Source organism: Achromobacter animicus (assembly GCF_902859585.1).
GTDB lineage: Bacteria > Pseudomonadota > Gammaproteobacteria > Burkholderiales > Burkholderiaceae_B > Achromobacter > Achromobacter animicus.
This window is the reverse complement of the sequence record NZ_CADIJM010000001.1, coordinates 663518-683189: the sequence shown is the minus strand read 5'-3', so window position 1 is coordinate 683189 and position 19672 is coordinate 663518. Positions and strand designations below refer to the sequence as shown.

Genomic DNA, 19672 nt, shown 5'->3' with positions numbered 1-19672 from the left:
ATGGCCGGCGCGGATTTGCGTGGGCGTCCTTGCGTAAGACGCGCCCCTTGCACCGCGTCAATTGGTCGCAGCCCATCGTGAGAACGGCGCCTCCACAACGCCTGTTCTGTCGTGTTTGCAGTGGTATTCTTATTTCCGCCTTTTTCCATAGGAGCTAGCAATGGCCAAGTCCACCAAGAAGACCTCGAGCGTTCCGCGCATCAACATCGGTATTTCGGACAAGGACCGCGCCGCGGTTACCGGCGAACTGTCCAAGTTGCTGGCCGATTCATACACGCTGTACCTGATGACGCACAACTTCCACTGGAACGTCACGGGGCCCATGTTCAACACGCTGCATCAGATGTTCATGACGCAGTACACCGAAGAATGGAACGCGCTGGACAGCATCGCCGAGCGTATCCGCGCGCTGGGCCACTACGCGCCGGGCACGTATCGCGAATACGCCAAGCTGTCGTCGATCTCTGAACCGGAAACCGTGCCGGACGCGCTGGAAATGGTGCGCCTGCTGGTGGACGGCAACGAATCGGTCGCCAAGACCGCCCGCGCAGCCTTCGAAAAGGCCGACGCCGCCAACGACCAGCCCACGGCCGACCTGCTGACGCAACGTCTGGACGTGCATGAAAAGAACGCGTGGATGCTGCGCAGCCTGCTGCAGTAATAAATTTCTTAACTTCGCATACAATGGCCGGCCGTCTCACCCGCAAGGGGGGACGGCCGGATCTTTGTGAACACCGACAATGGCCGCCGCAAGGCGGCCATGTCTATACGACGTGCCACAGATAACGCCCCAGACGCCACCCTCTGTCATCCTCGCTTTTGCCGCGGTTACGCCGCGTCGGCTCCGCGCGCCGGTTTGCTATCAGCGAGCATCCGAAAACCTACGCTCGGGACCCGTCTGGACAGGCAGGTCATGAGTCGTACCGTAGTTCGCGAACCCGGATCCCCAAGATGCGTGCTGATCACCGGAGCCACCGGCGGCATTGGCGGCGCGCTGGCGCTGGAGTATGCGGCGTATGGCGCCAAGACCGTCATTCTGCAGGGGCGCAACAGTGCCCGCCTTGCCGAGCTGCGGCAAGCCTGCGAGCAGCACGGCGCGCGAGTCGTCACGCATGAATGCGACGTACGCGATCACGACGCCTTGATGTCCTGGCTGGCCGCCATCTCCGAGGCCGAGATGCCGGAACTTGTCATCGCCAATGCGGGCGTCAACATCAACACCGGACCCAAGCGCCAAGGCGAGGATTGGCAGGATGTGCACCGGCTGCTCGATGTCAACGTCAAGGCGGTGTTTGCCACGGTGCACGGCGTGCTGCCGGCCATGCGCAATCGAGGCTACGGCCAGATCGCCCTTGTCAGCTCGCTGGCCGCCTGGCGCGGCCTGCCCGAAACCCCCAGCTATAGCGCAAGCAAGGCCGCCGTCAAGGTGTATGGCGAAGCCATGCGTGATGCGCTTGCGGACGCAGGTATCCGCTTTAACGTCATCATGCCCGGCTACGTCGAATCACAGATGTGCTTCGACATGCCCGGCCCCAAACCGTTCTTGTGGAAGGCGGACAAGGCAGCCCGGGTGATCCGCCGTGGACTGCAAGCCAATCGCGCTCGTATCAGCTTTCCGTTTCCTTTGAATTTGTCGTGCTTTCTGCTGTCGGTGATTCACCCGGCCGTGTCCGGGTGGATATTGAAGAGGGTGGGTTACGGTGATTGAGGCGTTTTGGATACCGTTGCTGCCGCCGTATTTGATTGGGTTGGCTTTGTCGTGGGCGATTGAGGCCATGCTGACGCCGCGCCCCGTTGCCCCTTGGCGCCGGCCCGCTGCGGCCAACGCCGTGCACGTGGGGGTCTGGACGTTGGCTTTTGCGTTGGAACTGGCCTTGTTCCGGCGGCCGTACTTCGGCGTGGCCAACGTGCTGGCGATCCAGCTGCTGATCGTGCTGGTCAGCAATGCCAAGTACCGCGCATTGCGTGAGCCGTTCGTTTATCCGGACTTTGAATATTTCTCAGATGCGATTAAGCATCCTCGCTTATACCTGCCGTTTTTCGGGGTGGGACGTGCGCTGGCCGCGGGCGGAGGGTACGGTGCGGCATTGTGGGCTGGGCTGGCATTGGAAGACTCGGTTACGGCGGGCGCTGGAATGTGGCTGGTGTCGTTTGCCGAGTTGCCACAGGAGCATATGTTCGATGCCACGGCGCCGGTTGTTCCGTTTTTCGGGCATACGTTCGGTCTGGCGGCCGCAGGGTTCGTTCTTATAGTGATCGCGGGTGCGCGCAATTCCGTCCATTTCGAGGCCGTTAATGATCTGCGCCGCATAGGTTTAGCCGCCGCTCTGTGGGCCTATGGTTGCGCTGAACACAAACCCCCCACCGACATGCGCCGCATCGCGCCTTTTGCCACCGCCTCGTCGTTGCTTTCCGAATCACAGGCTTTTTGCGACCTCGTAGTTATCCAAAGTGAATCGTTCTTTGATGCTCGGCGTGCGTATCGGGAAGTGCTACGGAATGACATTTTAGGAAATTTTGACCAGTTAAAGGCCGAGGCTGTTGCACACGGACAACTGATAGTGCCCGCGCGCGGCGCGAATACTGTTCGTACCGAATTTGCATTCCTGAGCGGGATGCCTGCAAAGGACCTCGGTATTCACAAATTCAATCCCTACCGCAAACTGGCAGCGCAGGGGTTTCCAACTATCGCATCCTGCCTACAAAAGCTCGGCTACCGCACGGTCTGTATACATCCCTTTCATCGCGGGTTTTACGGAAGAGATAGGGTGCTTCCCGCTTTAGGGTTTGATGAATTTATCGGAATAGAGGAATTTCGGCACGCGCAACGATACGGTCCGTATGTGAGCGATCAGGCGCTAGCGAAATATGTTGTTGATCTTTTGCAACGACACGCTGGTGGTCCGATCTATATCCATGTCATCACCATGGAAAATCACGGCCCTTTGCATCTGGAAAGCGTCGATAAGCTCGATGTGGCGGAAGTACTGAATGGACAGGTGCCACAAGGGTGTGAAGATCTCGTGGCCTATGCCAGGCACCTGAAGAGCGCGGACTTCATGTTTGCAACAATCAAGGCGGAATTGACTAGTCGGAGCAGACCTTCGTCGTTGTGTATTTACGGAGACCATCTGCCGATCATGCCGACGGTCTACTCGACCTTGGGCGACTGGGAAGGAGGGACCGATTATCTTCTCTGGAATTCGACTAGGCGTGGCCCTTCGCTCGAAGTCCAAACCGAAGTGCAGAAGCTTGGGACCGAGTGCTTGATGTCCTTGGCAATTTGACCGAGCAGGGTGTACCCAAGTCATCAAACATAACGATGAGACACGGCGAATTGCGAGTAAACGAAAAGACATGCGAGACAAATTGTCATGAGAAAAAGTGGTGAATGTAACGATATGCTGGCAAATCCGGTACAATGCCTGCGCCGGCAAGCAGAACCAAGCTAAAAATTAAAAAATGCAACTATTCATGAGGCGTTGTTGATCAGCGGTGCAAAACTTTAGATGACATATTTTGACAAACTGAAATCAAGGCGCCTCGTCGTGTGGCTGGTAGGCGTACCAATGCTGTTAGCGATCTTGTACTACTCATTTTTCGCTTTGGACCGCTATGTAAGTACAGCTCAAGTCGCCGTCCGGCAGGTGGGAAATAACGAGGCACCTCAGATCCCGGGTTTGGCCGTTATGTTGAGCGGGCTAAATCCAACTTCGCGAGAAGAGACTCTTTATCTCCGCGAGTTCCTGACCTCGCAAGATATGCTTAACGTGTTGCAACAGAAAGCTGATTGGGCAGCACATTACTCAGATCGCTGGCGTGATCCGATGTATTGGCTTTCAAATGGTGCGCAACGTGAAGACCTACTCAAATACTATCGTCGTTTGGTAACCGCACACTTCGACGAGCAGACAGGCCTTCTAAATGTGAGTGTCGAGGCCTTCGAGCCTGACTTTGCAGAAAAAGTCCTTCAAATCATGTTAAGCGAGAGCGAGCGCTTCGTTAATGAATTGTCTCACCGCATGGCGCGCGAACAAATGGCGTTCGCTCAAAATGAGTTGGCTAAGGCACGAGCCACTTACGAAAACCGGCGAGACGATATGCTGGCCTTTCAAAGCACAAATAGCCTGCTGGATGCAGAGGCAACGGCTAAGGCGCGTGCTGAAATTATTGCGGAGCTTGAAAGCAATCTAACGAAAGAGCGAACCGCTTTAAAGGGCTTGCTTGCGACACTCAGCGCAAACACGCCCCAGGTTCGCCAGCAACGAAACCGGATTCAGGCGCTTGAACAACAGCTAACTGCAGAAACTCAGCGATTGGTGTCGGAAAAGGGCGGAGATAAGCTTAATGTAGTTGCGTCCCGCTATAGAAACCTGACGATTGATGCCGCAATCGCGGAAGAGGCGTACAAGTTTGCTGTGAGCTCGGTCGAGTCCGCACGCATCGAAGCAAGCAAGAAATTGCGTAGCCTCGTTACCGTTGTATCTCCTAACGCACCGGACAGGGCGATATATCCAGAGCGCGCTTATAACCTTGTCACCATTTTTATTGCACTACTACTACTGTTTGGTATCGCTAGGTTCGTAATCGCCACAATCGAAGACCATCGCGACTAATCGCACGCAACTGAAAAATGAAAGCCTATTCGTCTCGCACTGTTGCTGTTGCAGCTGGACTTTGCCTGCCCTTATTGCTTGCTGGGTGTGGAAGTTTATTGTCTGCTGCGGGGCCCTCACGCCACGCGGTAATGACCAATGAGGACTCACAAGATTACTCGCTGGTAGATCTTAGTGCACAAACTATCGCTCCATATATGCGGCTGCCCGACTCGGAGATTGAATCCGCGGTAGCTTTGCCGTCGGTGCCGGATGTGCGCTTGGTGGCAGGTGACGTCCTTCGAATAATGATTTCTGATAGTGCCGGGGAGGGTGCAGTGTTTGCACCGCTGGCTTCTGGCGGCACCGTGTTTGAGAACGTACGCCTCGACAGCAAGGGGACCATCTCACTCCCATACGTAGGCCGCGCGAAAATTGCGGGGATGAGCGTGGTGGAGGTCGAGAACCTTGTGCGTCAGAAGCTGAAAGGTATCACTAGCGATGCCCAAGTGCAGGTTGCGCTTACGGGAGACCTGTCGGGATCAGTGTTGGTCGCTGGCGCGGTAAAGACCCCCGGTCGATTTTCAGCTTTGCAAGGCCCACTGACCCTTCTCGACGCGATCAACCAAGCCGGCGGACCCCTTCTTGAACCTCATCTTATTAAAGTCGTTGTTCGCACGGGGGACAGATTCTATCAATTCAATTACCAAGATCTGCTGGCCGGCAAAAACCAGGTAGTTCCGCCTGGCGCGGAAATCGTGCTTGAGCGTGCGCGAAAACGTTTTGTTGCAATGGGGGCTGTAGGTGATCCAGGTCTGCACGATCTGCCGTCCAACAATCCCAGTTTGCTTGAAGTGCTCGGAACGGTAAAAGGATTAAACGAGGCCAAAGCGGATGCAGCAGGGGTGTTCGTGTTTCGGTTGAACGATGAGAAAGACGTTACCACTGGGGAAGTTGTGAGCAAAGCGCAAGTGTTCAGGTTGAACTTGAAGACGCCCGCTGCAATGTTCATCGCGCGCCAATTCTTGGTTCAGCCTGAAGACGCCATCTATGTCACGAACGCGGCTGTGTACGAATGGCAAAAAATCATTTCTCCTATTGTCCAAGTTCTAGTGCTTGGCCGCACTATTAACGGGCTTTGACATGTTAGTGCGATCGCCGGGAAAGATCTCGCGTACTGTTATTTTCGCTCTGATATTAAGAGAGATGCGAGGAAGGTTTGGGGCTAACCGACTTGGTGCTTTTTGGTTTGTTTTCGAGCCAATCGCTCATGTTCTCGTGCTTATGACTGTCTTCATTGTCATTCGCGGCAAAACGCTACCGGGTTTTGACTATGCCGTGTTTCTCGTGACAGGCATCGTTCCATATATTCTTTTTAAAAATATTGCCTTGAAGGGCATGGAAGCGGTTAGTGCCAACCGTGCGTTATTTTCTTACAAACAAATAAAACCCTTCGACGCTATAGTTGCCCGCGCCATCGTTGAGTTTTCATTGATGGCATGCGTCTATTTTGCATTAAATTTTGGACTTGGATTTTGGGGAGGACTAGACGTGGCGATTCACAGCCCTTTGCACTGGATTTTGGTGCTGGGAGTCGGTTGCGTCTTGTCGTTTGGACTGGCGCTAGTTCTGTGTGTGGTGGCCGACGCATTTCCAGAACTGAAAACCTTCCTTCGAATTATGTTTTTACCGCTCTATTTTTTGTCTGGGGTGATTATTCCCTTGTGGCTATTGCCAAGACAAATTCTAGATTGGATGACATGGAATCCTTTTTTGCACATCATTGATGAACTTCGAGTGGGTACGTTCGAGCATTATCCAGACGTGGTAGGCATAGACCTCACGTATGCAGCAAAAATATCTTTGATCACTCTTTTTGTCGGAATGGTTTCATATCGGGCGCGTCGATTGCAACTCGTTGCAATGTGAAAGCCTATAACAACATGATTGAGTTGAAAAACCTAACGAAGTCGTATCGGACTAATGCGGGCAGGCGTTACGTGTTTAGGGATCTGAATTTGGTGATCCCCTCGGACAAGAACATCGCGCTGATCGGAAAGAATGGGGCCGGAAAATCCACATTAATGCGATTGTTGGGCGGTCTCGATATGCCTGATAGCGGTAGGGTGGAAACAGAGAAAAGCATCTCATGGCCGGTCGGGCTATCGGGCGGTTTCCAAGGGTCGATGACCGGACGCCAAAATGTGAAATTCGTGTGTCGTGTACATGGAGCCGAAGGCGAAACTATGTCCCGTCTTGTGCGCTACGTAGAAGAATTCGCCGAAATAGGTAGCTACTTTGATCAACCAGTAAAAACCTATTCATCGGGTATGCGGGCGCGCGTCGCGTTCGGGCTCAGCCTTGCAATCGACTTTGATTACTACCTCGTCGATGAAGCGATGTCGGTTGGAGATGCTCATTTTCGAGAAAAAGCTGTTCAAGCGTTTCGCGAGCGAACAGGCAGGGCAAACATAATCCTAGTCACACATGGAATGAGCCAGGTCCGGAGAATGTGCGATTTGATCTTGTTGGTAAAAGACGGCCGCGTTCTTCAATTTGAAGATGTCGAACAAGGAATTGCCGCATATGAAGCGGGCTAGCATTTTTGCAGATACTGAGGGAGGTTCTTGGTGAAGTTGTTGACTGTATTTGGGACTAGGCCCGAGGCCATAAAAATGGCTCCCCTGGTCAAGTTGCTTGAACGAGAGAAGGGCTTTGAAAATAAGGTCTGCGTTACTGCTCAGCATCGTCAAATGCTTGATCAAGTCCTCAGCCTTTTCGGTATCGCGCCAGACTTCGATTTAAATGTCATGAAGCCCGGCCAGACTTTGGCAGACATAACAGCAAATATCCTCACGACTCTTTCGCCAGTGATGGACGAGTACAAGCCTGATTTGATCCTGGTCCACGGGGACACTTCAACAACTCTTTGTGCAAGTCTGGCTGCGTTCTACAGCAAAGTGCCCGTGGCTCACGTGGAGGCGGGACTGCGCACCGGAGATCTGCAATCACCTTGGCCAGAAGAGGCGAATAGGAAGCTGACAGGCGTGCTTGCGAGCCTACATTTCTGCCCAACCGTGGGTGCGAAAGCTAATCTGCTCTCAGAAGGAGTCGCGCAATCCGCCATCCACGTCACCGGGAATACTGTAATTGACGCGTTGTTATGGGTTAATCGCAAGCTCGAAAGCGATGCATCCTTACAAGCACTTACCCGGAGGCAGTTTTCCTTTCTCAGGGACGAGTCTCGGTTAGTGCTGATTACTGGGCATCGACGGGAAAACTTTGGCCGTGGATTTGACGACATATGCGGCGCAATTGCTGAGTTGGCAGCTAAGTATCCAAACGTCGATTTTGTCTATCCTGTGCACATGAACCCAAACGTTCGCGAGCCGGTAAATCGCTTACTTAGCGGGTTGTCGAACGTTCACCTGATAGAACCTCTTGAATATGTACCTTTTGTCTATCTAATGAGTCGGGCCTATCTGATTATGACCGATTCCGGTGGCATTCAGGAAGAAGCTCCTTCTCTTGGAAAGCCAGTACTCGTAATGCGGAATACCACGGAGCGACCTGAAGGGGTTGAAGCCGGAACAGTCCGTCTAGTCGGAACTGAGAGAGAAGAAATAGTCAAACAGGCGAAGCTGCTTCTAGAAGACGAAACGGAATATTCATTGATGAGCGACGCTCATAATCCTTACGGCGACGGCAACGCCTGCGAAAAAATAATTAGCGTTTTGAAAAATTGGAAATAGGCGTTTTATGCAATCTTCTAATGTAAAATCTGTTTCGGTAGTTGGCCTTGGCTATATTGGTCTACCCGCCGCCGCAATGTTTGCTTCACGCAAGGTGAAGGTTGTCGGCATCGATGTGAACCAAGACGCGATTGACACGATCAACAGCGGGAAGATTCACATCGTCGAGCCGGAGCTTGACCTTCTTGTCCATGCTGCGGTCACGGAGGGATACCTTCGAGCGACCACCATCCCGGAGCCCGCGGACGCGTTCGTGATCGCGGTGCCGACTCCATTCAAAAAAGATTATGAGCCGGACCTGAGCTACATCAGGGCCGCGACTATGTCGATTGCACCGGTTCTCAAGAAAGGTGACGTCATAATTCTAGAGTCAACGTCTCCGGTCGGAACCACTGAGCAAATGATCGGATGGCTGGCTGAAGCGCGCCCTGATCTTCGGTTCCCGACTTCCAGCGTCGCCAATCCTGATGTGAATGTTGCTTACTGCCCTGAACGTGTTTTGCCCGGACATGTGGTACGAGAGCTCGTGCAAAATGATCGCATTATTGGTGGGATGACCGCGGCCTGCAGTCAACGGGCAGTTGAAGTATATCGGGTTTTCGTGGCTGGCGAATTGTTGGTTACCGACGCGAGAACAGCTGAGATGAGCAAGCTCACTGAAAACGCTTTCCGCGATGCGAACATTGCATTTGCAAATGAATTGTCGTTCATTTGTGATCGTCTCGATATTAACGTTTGGGAATTGATCAGGCTCGCAAATCATCACCCTCGCGTTAACATTTTGCAGCCTGGCCCTGGGGTGGGCGGACATTGTATTGCCGTCGATCCCTGGTTCATCGTACATAGTGCGCCTGAAGCGGCAAAATTGATTCGACAAGCTCGAGAGACCAATAATGCCAAGCCGCGCTGGGTGGAAAACAAAGTTGTTGAGGCAGTGCGAGGCTTCGCCTCCCGACACAGTATTGAACAAACCGCAGTTAAGATCGGGTTCTTTGGCTTAGCGTTCAAGCCCAATATTGACGACTTGAGGGAGAGTCCGTCGCTGGATATCGTTATTACGCTCGCCAAAGAATACCGTGGACAAGTTACAGCGGTCGAGCCAAATATCACCGAACTTCCAAGTCGGTTGAAGGATTTGGGAGTGAAACTGCATGACGTTCGTACGGCATGCGAAGAGTGTGATGTTCTTGTGATGCTGGTCGACCACTCCGAATTCTTGGAGTTTAAGCCCGACTTTAGAGATGACCAAATTCTCGTCGATACCAAGGGTATTTGGCTAAGCTAAGTTAGCTGATTACAAAGAGCCGAAATAGGGGGGTAACCCCCTATTTTAATTTTGAAGGATGCAGGAGTTCGTCGTGTTCTTGATCAAAAAATTAAAAAAAACCATTCGCGCTTTTTTGCTATCGAGACGCAGGCGCATATCGATTGTGCGGTTAAACGCAGCCGATCGCATCTTGAACAACAGAAAAATTGTCTTCAATATGGAGCGAACCGATCCAAACGAAGGCTTTATAATTTCCGGTAGGATCTTAACGCAGGAAAATGACGTCGCAAGAGCCGCGATTCTTGCAGTCAATATGTTCGATAGCAATAGGAAGAAGATTGTATCGGGGGAAACTCTTACAGGGTTTTCCAATTCGGCTAAATACGGAAAGTACAAGTATCTTCCTGGCACTGCACTCGGTCAGCGATTTCATTTTTTCCTTCCGGTCCCGTCTGAGACTCGGGCATTAAAGCTAGAGATTCATGCGAAAGGCGGCGCGAATGCTATTCTGCTTGCAGGCGCAACGATCGAACGTGTCTCGGACATTTCGATAGCCGAAGCTGCAAATCTCGTCGAAAGAATCGACGTCTTGGTTGCGCGTAGCCCCAATCGCACGGCGGGCGACTTTTCTTTGCACGAGGTGCAAAATCTCCTTAGCGAGGAGTATGGCAAGTGCTCTCCAATTCAACAATATTTACTTTTGTGCACGGCATTCGGGCACTACGCGGAAATCAACGCGCCCATCGCACCCATGATTGGTTGGTGTTCTTATCGATTGATGCCCGACTTCGAGCTGGCGAACAAAGTGCGTGCGATGCTGGTGGAGCAAGGATGTCTATACCTGCTTCGAGATTTTATTGACGAGGTGAGCGAAGATCCACCTTTTGGATGGAAGCATACATCCCGGAGAGTTGTCGCAGACATTCGCAATTTTGAACATGGCTTCGAGATGCCGGTCGTTGGGGAGAACTGCGACTACAAACCCGGTTCTCGGGTTTTTTATCTTCTACATAACTCCTTGCCATACAACTCCGGGGGCTATGCGACCCGCACGCATGGTTTATTGACCGGCATAAGGAATTTAGGTGAGTTTGATCCAGCGGGGTTCTCTCGGCCTGGTTACCCCTCCGATCACAAAAAGTATATAAGCCAGTCACTTCCTTCGGTTATTCCTCGGATCGATTCTGTGGATGGCGTGGAATATTATCGCGCGGATCAGTCGATTCGAAAGAGCAGCTTGACTCTGGAGGAATATGTCGAAGTATTCGCCAAAGAACTGGAACAGCGCGGCCGTGAGCAGCGGGTTCGCCTTATTCACGCGGCGTCGAACTATCCAAATGGGCTCGCGGCCAGCGTTGCCGCTCGTCGATTGGGTGTACCGTCTGTTTATGAAGTTCGTGGGCTTTGGGAAGTTACGCGAATGTCGCGCCAACGTAACTGGGAGCACTCCGATTACTGCAACTTCATGGCAAAAATGGAGGCTGAGGCGTGCCGTCAGGCCGATCATGTCATAACGATTACTGAAGCTCTAAAAGATGTAATGGTCGAGCGAGGCGTCGACCGTGAAAAGATCTCTGTGGTCCCAAATTGCGTGCATGTGGAGCTATTCACTCCTTCGAGTAAAAGGGACGAAGAACTTGTCGCACAGCTCAATATCGCTCCCGCGGAAGTCGTGATCGGATACATAGGTTCCGTCGTGAATTACGAAGGGTTGTATGACCTTCTGCGCGCTGGCAGAAAGCTATTAGACGACGGAATGGACCATTTCAAAATTCTGATCGTAGGCGACGGTGCCGTGTTACAAGGCTTGAAAGACTTGGCGGGTTCACTCGGCATAACGCGAAACGTCATATTTACGGGGCGCGTGCCGCATGCCCTGGTAAATAGATATTATTCACTCGTTGATATAACTCCTTTTCCCCGAGAACCGTTTCAAGTGTGCGAGATCGTCTCGCCACTTAAACCATTTGAAGCGCTGGCTTGCGGTAAGGCAGTGCTGGTTTCGAGTTGCGCAGCATTGACCGAAATTATTGAACACGGCTCAAACGGGTTGGTTTTTCAAAAGGGCAGTTACGAAGATCTTGCAGATAAACTGAAGCTTTTGATAAATGATCAAACGTTGAGATCCAGCCTTGGAGACGCCGGCCGTGCCTGGGTTATAAAGCACAGGGATTGGAGTAATTCTGCTCGTATCGTAAATTCAATATATAATGCGCTTTGCAATAAATAATGTCACAGGGGTTAATAACGCATGATACCGCTCGCCTCGTTCTTGCACAGAATTTTTCCCTATGGCACTTACGATGATAATGCCGAGCTTATAGTAAGACGAAAACTTTTCAAGCCGCGGAACGATTGCGACCCTTTCTTCTTGAATTGCCCCGTTGATTGGGAAGCGTCGGATCGTTTAGAGGATAGAAACTGGAGGATGCAACTTCAGGGCTGGACCTACTTTCACGCCGTGATGAATATGTTCGATCAATTTGGCGATAAAGAAGAGTTGGTTCGAGTTTTTTTTGAGCTCTCGCGTGATTGGTATTCTGTATATGGGGAGGATCCCGAGGATATAAAGACAAGCAGAATGCCAGACAGTTATGCGTGGTATGACATGTCCGTCGGATTTCGGGCTCTCGTTATTGCTTTTTTTATTGATAGGATTTCGTTTTACAAGATATCCTTGCCCGAAGCGGATCTAGATTTTCTTCAAATAGTTGGTCAAAAGCACCTTCGCCACCTGAGTCAGGAAAAAATCTTTAGTCTTAACAACCATGGGATTTTTCAGGTTCAGGGATTGGTCGCGTTGGTTCAACTGCTTGACAAGGTCGACAGAAAAGACGAGATCTTGTCTTATGGCATTCGAAAAATGGAGGAATTGGTCCGAAGTCAGTTCGGCGAAAATGGAATCCATTTGGAGCATTCTCCCCATTACCATTTTTATGTTTGCTCGACTTTTGAAGCGGTTATCCAGGCAGGTTGGTATAAAGATAGCGAAATTATTTCAGCTCGGATTTCGAAGGCGTTGGAACGGAAACGCTGGCTAGTAGACCCGCTTACGCGACCGATTTGTGTTGGTGACTCAATCCTCACCCCCCAGCAAACGGCAACGTTCTTATTGGAGCCGCACGATAGCCACAATGACGAGGTCGTGATCAGCGATTTCCATGACAGTGGCTACGCGGTCGTTCGTTCCCCATGGAAGGAAAAGTCCGACGTCGCATCCATGTTGTTTTTGACGGCGGCCTATCACTCGAAGTCGCATAAGCATCGTGACTGCATGTCGTTCGACTGGTTCGATCGCGGCGATCGTATAGTTTGTGACGGTGGGAAATATGGATATAAGAGCGACAAGTACAGAAATTACTTCTTGAGCGCTAGAGCGCATAATTCTGTTGAAATAGAAAACTTTGACATAATCAAGATAAAACCGTATGGATCGGCAGTACGGGATATCAAGAAAGTGGCCAAAAATGTGTATTGTCTTTCTGCATCCCTCGAGTACCCGGCAATCAAGCATCGTCGGCAGGTCTACTTTTGTCCCGGGCGGTGGGTTGCTGTTTACGACGATCTCGCATTTCAACGCGCCAGAAAATTTACGCAGTGGTTCCATCTAGCGGCGGGCTTTGACGTAAGGTCGATCTCGGGAAATAAAGTTGTCGCGGCCGATAAAAATCGATCTGTGATAATTCAATGCCTAGACAACGATTTAGAGGTGAGTGGGTATCACGGTGACGACGTCGGAATCAACGGCTTTGTGTCGGAGAAAGATTATAAGTTTGATTCCGCGTGGGCAATCGGATTTTCCGCAGTTGATAAACAACGTTCGATCGTTACGACACTGGCACTGGGCGAAAAGGAGCACATTGAGGTCCAAGATTTTGTATCCAATGGTTTTTCGTTTTCTGCCGATGTATGTTCAGAGGGCTTGGACGCCGGCACAAATGACTTGGAAACTTTCGTCTCTCGAGGCGTTGATGATCGCTCAATACCGGACGATAAGAAAGCTGCATCGAGGATGCTCAAGGGGGTCCCACATTTCACACTTGATGAGGATTCATTCGAGCTAAAAGTAGGGCCGGCAACTTACACCATTGAAAGAAATGGGCTGAAGTTTCACTTTTACGCCAATATCTCACGAGCGCATGATCTTACCGTGCTGCTACCGGGGGCGATAAATCGTGAAAAGGGCCTAGTTGATTTTCAGCGCCATAGTTGGGCGAAGGAGCTTGGCACTAATGTCATTTCATTTTCTGACCCCACAATTTTGTACGAGAATGATATTTCTATTGGTTGGTTTCAGGGAAATGAAAATGCCTTTGCGATAGATCTGCTTGCTGAACTGATAGATTCGTTGCTCAAAGAGAACAGATTTGACCCCTCACGGATGACTGTCCTAGGCTCTTCAGCTGGAGGATTTGTCGCGCTCAAGCTGGCGAGCAGATTTCCGGATGCGCGGTTCGTCGCTATAAATCCCCAAATCTTCTTGTTTAATTATGTGCAAAGCCATTATGAGCGCATGATGCTTGCGTGTTATCCGAGCCACTCGCTGGCCGAAAGCGCGACACGCTATCGAGATCGGATTGTGGTTGAGGTGCCCTCGGCGCATCGAAGCGGTCGGATTTTCATAATTCAGAATACTATGGATGAACGACACTACGAGCTTCATCTAAAGTTGTTTCTGAAGCAGCTCAATAAAAATGACTATTATGTGGTTGATATAGAGAGTGCGAAACGGAGCGAGGTGAAATCTCTTAATGTACTGCTGTATGAGGATCATGTGTTGGGACACTCCCCTCCCAATAAGGAAACAACCCTCCGGTACCTAGCTATTATTGATAGCCTTTGATTTGCGCATCGTGGTTTTGCGGGGAATTGGTTTATGATCAGCGGGCTCGCCGTGTCGCAAGTGGGCGGTTAAGCTTCACCACTCAGAATACCGGCGAGCTTCTTTTACTTCGTATGCTGATGCTCAAGTGGCTTAGGTAGTGTGCATGCTAAGCGGGGTTCGCTCTAGGTTGTCACCACTTTGTAAGAGTGCGGATGAATCAATTATTAAAAATTGTGTGCTGCCTACAAGGTAAATCGTTTGTTTAAAACGATCCTGGCCGTTAGCAGCGTCCTCAGGTCGGCTTTCACGCGGTGTTAAACCGTATTCCAGGGATGTCTTTAAAGGCATTCCATTTGTTTACCCGCATCACCGTACCTATACGAAACAACCCTCCCGGTATTGACTCCAGTAAATTCATATGCGTAACTAACTTCGACATTGGCCTGCGCGCAACGATCGAGGAGAATGAGTTTTTCTCGCTGCTGTTCCTCGATGGTGATTCCGGAAGAGTATTGGTCCTCCTCAAATGCGCGCAGCCAGAATTTTGAGTGATCCGGGTAGTCGTAGTAGCGAAATGGCTCAATGATACGCACGAGATTGAGGAAGGAATTGCGATATCTCTTATGCCATAGCTTTTGCCTTGCATAAGTTGGATCGATCTGACTGGCAAGTTCTATGATGGCGCAAGTGTGGTTTTTATGTGCGAACTTGTCCACTTGGGGCGGGGTCTGCGCAATGGCTTCGCCAAAGGCGGACTCCACTTCAGTCACGAGATCTTGTACATATTTTGAATTCTCAAAGTAATATCCAAGGTTGAAGTCGCATTCCTCTTGATTGGCCAAAAACAAATTATTGATGTTGAATGGCAATTTGATCTGTTCAAAGGCCGACCGTGGTTTTAATAGTTTCGAAGCGCACATCCCACGAGTGTCGTTTTTCGACTTCTTCTGCACCGGCTCTCGCACGCTCTTTATCTCTCTTGCTAGGCCCATACTGAAGAAGACGTTTAATAATTTCCTGACAGTCATCGATGTCCTGAACGATATGGCAAAAGTCGTGGAAATATTTGCTTACGGCCAAACTGGGATTGGTTATCGCGATGCCCCCGCATGCGAGAATCTCGACGAGGCGGCGGGAGTACATAGTTGGAGAGTCTTCGACGGTGTTGACGTTTAGTGAGATGAAATGCTGGCGGTATATCTCTGCTGTAGCAGTGTAAGGAACAGCTGGGCTGACGATTAATCCGGGATGGGCGGGGTAGCGATAATTCGTGGAATGACGATCAGAGTTTCGGTCATATACTGTGAGCGGCATGCCAGATTCTCTGCATGCAGTAAACATCATTTCTTGCCACGCACGCCGTCGAGTATGAATGTGACGACTGTAGCTACCCACGAAATTGGCACCGCGGATCCGGAAGTCAAAGCCTCGAAAGTAATGAAGTTTTCGTTCTACAGCAAACGGCAAGGTTGCTACGGTGGCCCGGCCCTTGGTTGCTGCGATGTAAAGGGGTATACAGTTCTCGTCGACGGTGAAAATATGGTCGAACAGGCACGCACTGTCGATGAAACGGTCGAAGTGGACCGCATCCTCTTTGTTCCAGAATACAGTAGGAATACCCAGGTCACGGGCATAGGCCACGACCTTACGCAATGCCGCGTTGCTTCGTTTTGGATGATCGGGATATGAGGCAATCTTATACTTCCACCGATCCCGCTTACCTTGCCATGCAGACTCAACGAAGAGAATGTCTGGCTTTCCGTAACGCAGCATCCAGCGATAGTTCCATGGGGTAATGGGTGAGATACGATAGCGTTCGTTAAAGCAGCAACTGGTCAGAGCGTCGGCAATTAGAGCTATCTTCATTTCTTCTTATCTTGTGCTGTTGAGTCGAATTCTCTTTGAGGGACTGGCGCAGATATGTGTGATGAGCCCGTGTCCAATAAGCTAGCTCGGAGCAGACGTGGTAGGCTGTGACGAATAGCTTTTTCTATAGCAGAATTTGAGTAGAACCCGCCATTTATTTGGGTAAGATTAATTACGGTATTTCGGAAATTGTGGAAGAGCTTTCCATCGGGCGGTAAACCTTCTTTCCAGAATGAATCGAGTGGCCCTTGAAACGTAAGGCCAACTAAGTCGTATATTGCCAAACCCAAAACCTTGGTAGGGCAACCATGGATCAATGACGAACTGCCCACCGTGCTATTGACTGTCACAACGCCCCGTGTCGCGCCTAACAATGCGGGCAGGTTACCGCTTTCAAGATAGAACACTCGATTAGAAATTCCGTAGGACTTTGCGCTTTCGCGGACGTGTTTTTCATAATTGACCATTCCAGGATCAAGGGGATGAATCTTCACTGCGAGTCGACTATGTTCGGGCGCATTTGTAGCGAACGATTCTAAAACGGTTTCAACGGCATGCGTCATGCTTTGAAATGGGGAATGGTGCACAATTTGGGCGTCTGAATCGAGCTGGAGCGGCAACAGGAAGAACGGATACTTTCCAGCTTCGGCGATGAGCTTTTCTTCAATACGTCTAGACTTGCGCCCAAGGCATTTGACTCGAATTCCCCGCGACAGATACCCCAAATATTCCGTTGCAGGGGAATAAGGAACATGGCTCGTCACGCCGGGATGTAAGATTGGATTAAGGCCCGCCCAGAAGTTGTATCCGACATCGTAGGCAGCTCGAAGCCAGAAGGGTGCTGAGAACGCTTCGCCATTATCGTATTGCGGTAGAGTTTTGGCCCTCTGCCTATACCAATCCGGATCACGTGGCAGGGAAGAATTTGCGTTAACGCCACCCTGTTGCAACGTGACCCAAAACGGCCGGAAATAACCTTCTTCGTACACATGAACCCGAATGTTTCGTCGTTTCGCTAGCTCAATGGCAGGTCTATGTACGGGTCGGCAATCGCCGAATAGCACGATGTCGGTGATGGAGTGTTGGTCAAACTCGCATTGATAAAAGGCTTCGAGTCTATCCATCGCTCCGCGGTAAGACACTGCATTTTCAGAACGCCAATATAGAGTATCTCCGACCGTAAAGTTGACTTTACGAACGTAATGGCCTGATTTGCGGAGGGCACGGCCCAGACGTCGAAAAAACGGAGAGCGGACACCCTGTAAAAACAGAAAGCGCTGAGTGTCGTTCATCGCGTCACCGTGAATCCGGCGCGGATCCAAATTGCGATCTTTTTCCACTGCCTTTTCCAATGTGACTGCCGGAATGGAGCATGCACTCCATAGCCAGATTGGAGCTGGCGAGCCTTAATCAGATAACGTAGTGTCGCCTCACAGGTGGTATAACCATTTAGGCATCTATCAAAATAAATCGGGTAATGCAGCAAAGCTCCCGCAACTAAATCGTCTACCGTGAGTTTTCTTTGGCGGCGAGCGGCGGCCACTCGATCTGTGGTGAGGCCCCATCCAGCATAGAACGGCGTTCCGTACGTGGTCACGGACTTACCGCGCAGAAGCGCATCAAAGCCGCTCAGGGAGGTAATCGTATGGACCTCGTCGCATGCTTCGATGCAACTAACGATCGAAGATTTTGACTCGATGGTGTTAGCAAATTCCAAAGCTGCGCATCGGTGGAGACGACCGACGCGGTTGTTGGCCATGACATCGGGATGAGGCTTGTAGACGATGTAAGCCGCTGGCGCGGCGAGCCTTACCGCGCGCAGGAGCTGCAAGTTGGACTGCACGTGCTGAGAACCATAGCGTACCGATGCGTCGTCCTCAACTTGCCCAGGCACCAAAATCGTATAACGATCAGGATCACTCCACGATGGGATCTCGTTAGGTTCTACGTTGTACTTCGTGATGCCATTGGCGACGATCATTTCCCGGACTAAGCGCGCTCGTTTGCGATCCTCATCGGTGAACTCCCGCATGTTCAGCATATCTTCCAAGTCGCTGGCTTGTCTCGGGTCAAAGTACAGTCCTTGACCGTCCAAGACGAGGGCGCTCGGAGGAACGAAGTCGGATCCCAGTCCCACGGAGCGCACAAAGCCGTCTTCCATGCGTAGCAACTGCGCGCCACTGGCCTGCGCCAAGACTTTTACCGGCGGTGGCGCATCCGTGCCCCACACAACCAGATGATCGGCAGGCGAGGGCTTTAGCGCGGCCGCAGCGGTAGCATCTTTAACAAAATTCGGTGCCTTGCCGTTGAATCGGAGAAAAGGCTCGACGTTTTCCGCCTTCCAGCGTCGGTATCCGATCGCAATGGTGCGGCCGGAATGACGGTGATGTGAGCGTCGCTGGTGCGCGAGCCATTCAATGGCATCGAAGATCGAGCCAATCAGGCCGGTGGTTGGATCGAGATAGCGGGTGTAGTGCATGTATGCCGCAGCGAACAATTCATTCACAGTACGACGTTTGGTGCGTCGCTCACATATAAGCGCGTCATGCGTGCAACCCCAACCTGCATACCAGGGGAGCCCGAAGCAGTGGACTGGCAGACCTCGCAGCAAAGCTTCGAATCCTAAATGCGACGTGACGGTATAGACCTTGTCGACGTGTTTAAGGAGGCTGGCAGGCGATATCGGATCTCGGAGCATGATGCAACGCTCGTCGTTTGCAAGCTCTGAAAGATATCCACTTTTGGCGCCGCTGCTGACCTCAGGATGAGTTTTTATGTAGAACGTAGACCCTGGGTTGTCCCGTCTTGCTGCCGCGACCATTTCGGAGAACGAATGGGCGTTGGCCAATCCATACTTGACGCTGGCGTCGCCGCGAGTCTGGTCGATGATCAGGATGCGCGGCCCGCTCTGACGGCCTGGCAGTGAATCGATATCCGGCGCGTGGTTGTACTTGCTGAGGCCCTCCGCCAGAATGCGCTCCAGCGCGATTGCGTGGTCGGCTCCCGGCCCCCGCAGAATGTCCGAATCAGACGCCAGTAACGTTTCTAAGTCCGAAGGTCGATCGGCCGCGTAGTAGATTCCTTGACGATCTAATACCAGCGACACAGGCGGAAAGTCCCTTCCGGGGGCAAACGATCGAAGGAAGCCGTCCTCCAAGTTTATGAATGGGACGCCGAAATGGCTGGCGAGCCGGCGCGGGAGACGTGTGGAGGGACGAAAGCCCCATCCATACAAAGCACTCAATTTGCGCACACTAAAAATTTGGCCGATGCTTAAATGCGTCACGCGGTGCCCGACGAACGTGTCGAGATAAGGCAGTCGAGCGAGTTGGCGGGAAAACGTGGAGAACGACATGGTGATGTGAAT

At 51.4% G+C, this 19672-nt stretch carries 15 protein-coding genes; 11 read left to right on the top strand and 4 right to left on the bottom strand.

The annotated features are described in order from the left end of the window. The first annotated feature begins 160 nt into the window (after positions 1-160). The 11 genes from HV681_RS03055 (at position 161) to HV681_RS03005 (ending at position 14457) form a co-directional block, all read left to right on the top strand. Positions 161-661 carry a Dps family protein gene (locus tag HV681_RS03055; protein ID WP_175121647.1) on the top strand — a complete coding sequence of 167 codons (501 nt, stop codon included), beginning with the start codon at positions 161-163 and terminating at the stop codon, positions 659-661. A gap of 252 nt (positions 662-913) precedes the next feature. After that, entirely contained in the window at positions 914-1708 is a 795-nt protein-coding gene (locus HV681_RS03050) for an SDR family NAD(P)-dependent oxidoreductase (RefSeq protein ID WP_175122004.1), read from the top strand. Next, positions 1701-3287, top strand: a complete 1587-nt coding sequence (locus HV681_RS03045) for an LTA synthase family protein (RefSeq protein ID WP_217467820.1) — start codon at positions 1701-1703, stop codon at positions 3285-3287. The genes HV681_RS03050 and HV681_RS03045 overlap by 8 nt, the downstream gene beginning before the upstream one ends. Before the next feature lie 222 nt (positions 3288-3509). Next, positions 3510-4616, top strand: a complete 1107-nt coding sequence (locus tag HV681_RS03040) for a KpsE/RkpR family capsule polysaccharide export protein (RefSeq protein WP_175121646.1) — start codon at positions 3510-3512, stop codon at positions 4614-4616. 17 nt (positions 4617-4633) lie between these two features. Continuing rightward, positions 4634-5737, top strand: a complete 1104-nt coding sequence (locus HV681_RS03035; RefSeq protein ID WP_175121645.1) for a polysaccharide biosynthesis/export family protein — start codon at positions 4634-4636, stop codon at positions 5735-5737. After that, the gene (locus HV681_RS03030) at positions 5712-6524 is read left to right on the top strand and encodes an ABC transporter permease (RefSeq protein WP_254594873.1); all 813 of its coding nucleotides are present in this window, start codon (positions 5712-5714) and stop codon (positions 6522-6524) included. The genes HV681_RS03035 and HV681_RS03030 overlap by 26 nt, the downstream gene beginning before the upstream one ends. A gap of 14 nt (positions 6525-6538) precedes the next feature. Beyond that, a complete protein-coding gene (locus HV681_RS03025) occupies positions 6539-7195 on the top strand; it encodes an ABC transporter ATP-binding protein (RefSeq protein ID WP_175121644.1) in 657 nt (218 codons plus the stop codon). 27 nt (positions 7196-7222) lie between these two features. Continuing rightward, entirely contained in the window at positions 7223-8347 is a 1125-nt protein-coding gene (wecB, locus tag HV681_RS03020; protein ID WP_217467819.1) for a non-hydrolyzing UDP-N-acetylglucosamine 2-epimerase, read from the top strand. Between the two features lie 7 nt (positions 8348-8354). Then, positions 8355-9632, top strand: coding sequence for a UDP-N-acetyl-D-mannosamine dehydrogenase (gene wecC / locus HV681_RS03015; protein ID WP_175121642.1), 1278 nt, complete (start codon positions 8355-8357; stop codon positions 9630-9632). Positions 9633-9705: 73 nt separating this feature from the next. Continuing rightward, on the top strand, positions 9706-11844 hold the full coding sequence (locus HV681_RS03010) for a glycosyltransferase (protein WP_175121641.1): 2139 nt from the start codon (positions 9706-9708) through the stop codon (positions 11842-11844). A gap of 21 nt (positions 11845-11865) precedes the next feature. Then, on the top strand, positions 11866-14457 hold the full coding sequence (locus tag HV681_RS03005) for a YqiA/YcfP family alpha/beta fold hydrolase (RefSeq protein ID WP_175121640.1): 2592 nt from the start codon (positions 11866-11868) through the stop codon (positions 14455-14457). Between the two features lie 320 nt (positions 14458-14777). Here HV681_RS03005 and HV681_RS03000 read toward each other — a convergent pair whose 3' ends face one another. Genes HV681_RS03000 through HV681_RS02985 form a run of 4 tightly spaced genes read right to left on the bottom strand, consistent with a single transcriptional unit; the run spans position 14778 to position 19660 of the window. Continuing rightward, positions 14778-15308: a hypothetical protein gene (locus tag HV681_RS03000; RefSeq protein WP_175121639.1), complete on the bottom strand. Its 531-nt coding sequence runs from the start codon at positions 15306-15308 to the stop codon at positions 14778-14780. A 10-nt stretch (positions 15309-15318) separates the two neighbouring features. Further along, complete coding sequence (locus tag HV681_RS02995) at positions 15319-16305, bottom strand: CgeB family protein (RefSeq protein WP_175121638.1); 987 nt, start codon at positions 16303-16305, stop codon at positions 15319-15321. Continuing rightward, positions 16302-17645 (bottom strand): capsule polysaccharide biogenesis protein, encoded by a 1344-nt coding sequence (locus HV681_RS02990; protein WP_254594872.1) that lies wholly within the window; start codon positions 17643-17645, stop codon positions 16302-16304. The genes HV681_RS02995 and HV681_RS02990 overlap by 4 nt, the downstream gene beginning before the upstream one ends. Beyond that, positions 17594-19660, bottom strand: a complete 2067-nt coding sequence (locus HV681_RS02985; RefSeq protein ID WP_175121637.1) for a capsule polysaccharide biogenesis protein — start codon at positions 19658-19660, stop codon at positions 17594-17596. The genes HV681_RS02990 and HV681_RS02985 overlap by 52 nt, the downstream gene beginning before the upstream one ends. Between the last annotated feature and the right edge of the window lie 12 nt (positions 19661-19672).

Coding starts and splice junctions, on each gene's coding strand:
- HV681_RS03005 (WP_175121640.1), top strand. CDS start 11,866: ATGATACCGCTCGCCTCGTTCTTGCACAGAATTTTTCCCTATGGCACT.
- HV681_RS02985 (WP_175121637.1), bottom strand. CDS start 19,660: ATGTCGTTCTCCACGTTTTCCCGCCAACTCGCTCGACTGCCTTATCTC.
- HV681_RS03040 (WP_175121646.1), top strand. CDS start 3,510: ATGACATATTTTGACAAACTGAAATCAAGGCGCCTCGTCGTGTGGCTG.
- HV681_RS02995 (WP_175121638.1), bottom strand. CDS start 16,305: ATGAAGATAGCTCTAATTGCCGACGCTCTGACCAGTTGCTGCTTTAAC.
- HV681_RS03035 (WP_175121645.1), top strand. CDS start 4,634: ATGAAAGCCTATTCGTCTCGCACTGTTGCTGTTGCAGCTGGACTTTGC.
- HV681_RS03050 (WP_175122004.1), top strand. CDS start 914: ATGAGTCGTACCGTAGTTCGCGAACCCGGATCCCCAAGATGCGTGCTG.
- wecC (WP_175121642.1), top strand. CDS start 8,355: ATGCAATCTTCTAATGTAAAATCTGTTTCGGTAGTTGGCCTTGGCTAT.
- HV681_RS03025 (WP_175121644.1), top strand. CDS start 6,539: ATGATTGAGTTGAAAAACCTAACGAAGTCGTATCGGACTAATGCGGGC.
- HV681_RS03055 (WP_175121647.1), top strand. CDS start 161: ATGGCCAAGTCCACCAAGAAGACCTCGAGCGTTCCGCGCATCAACATC.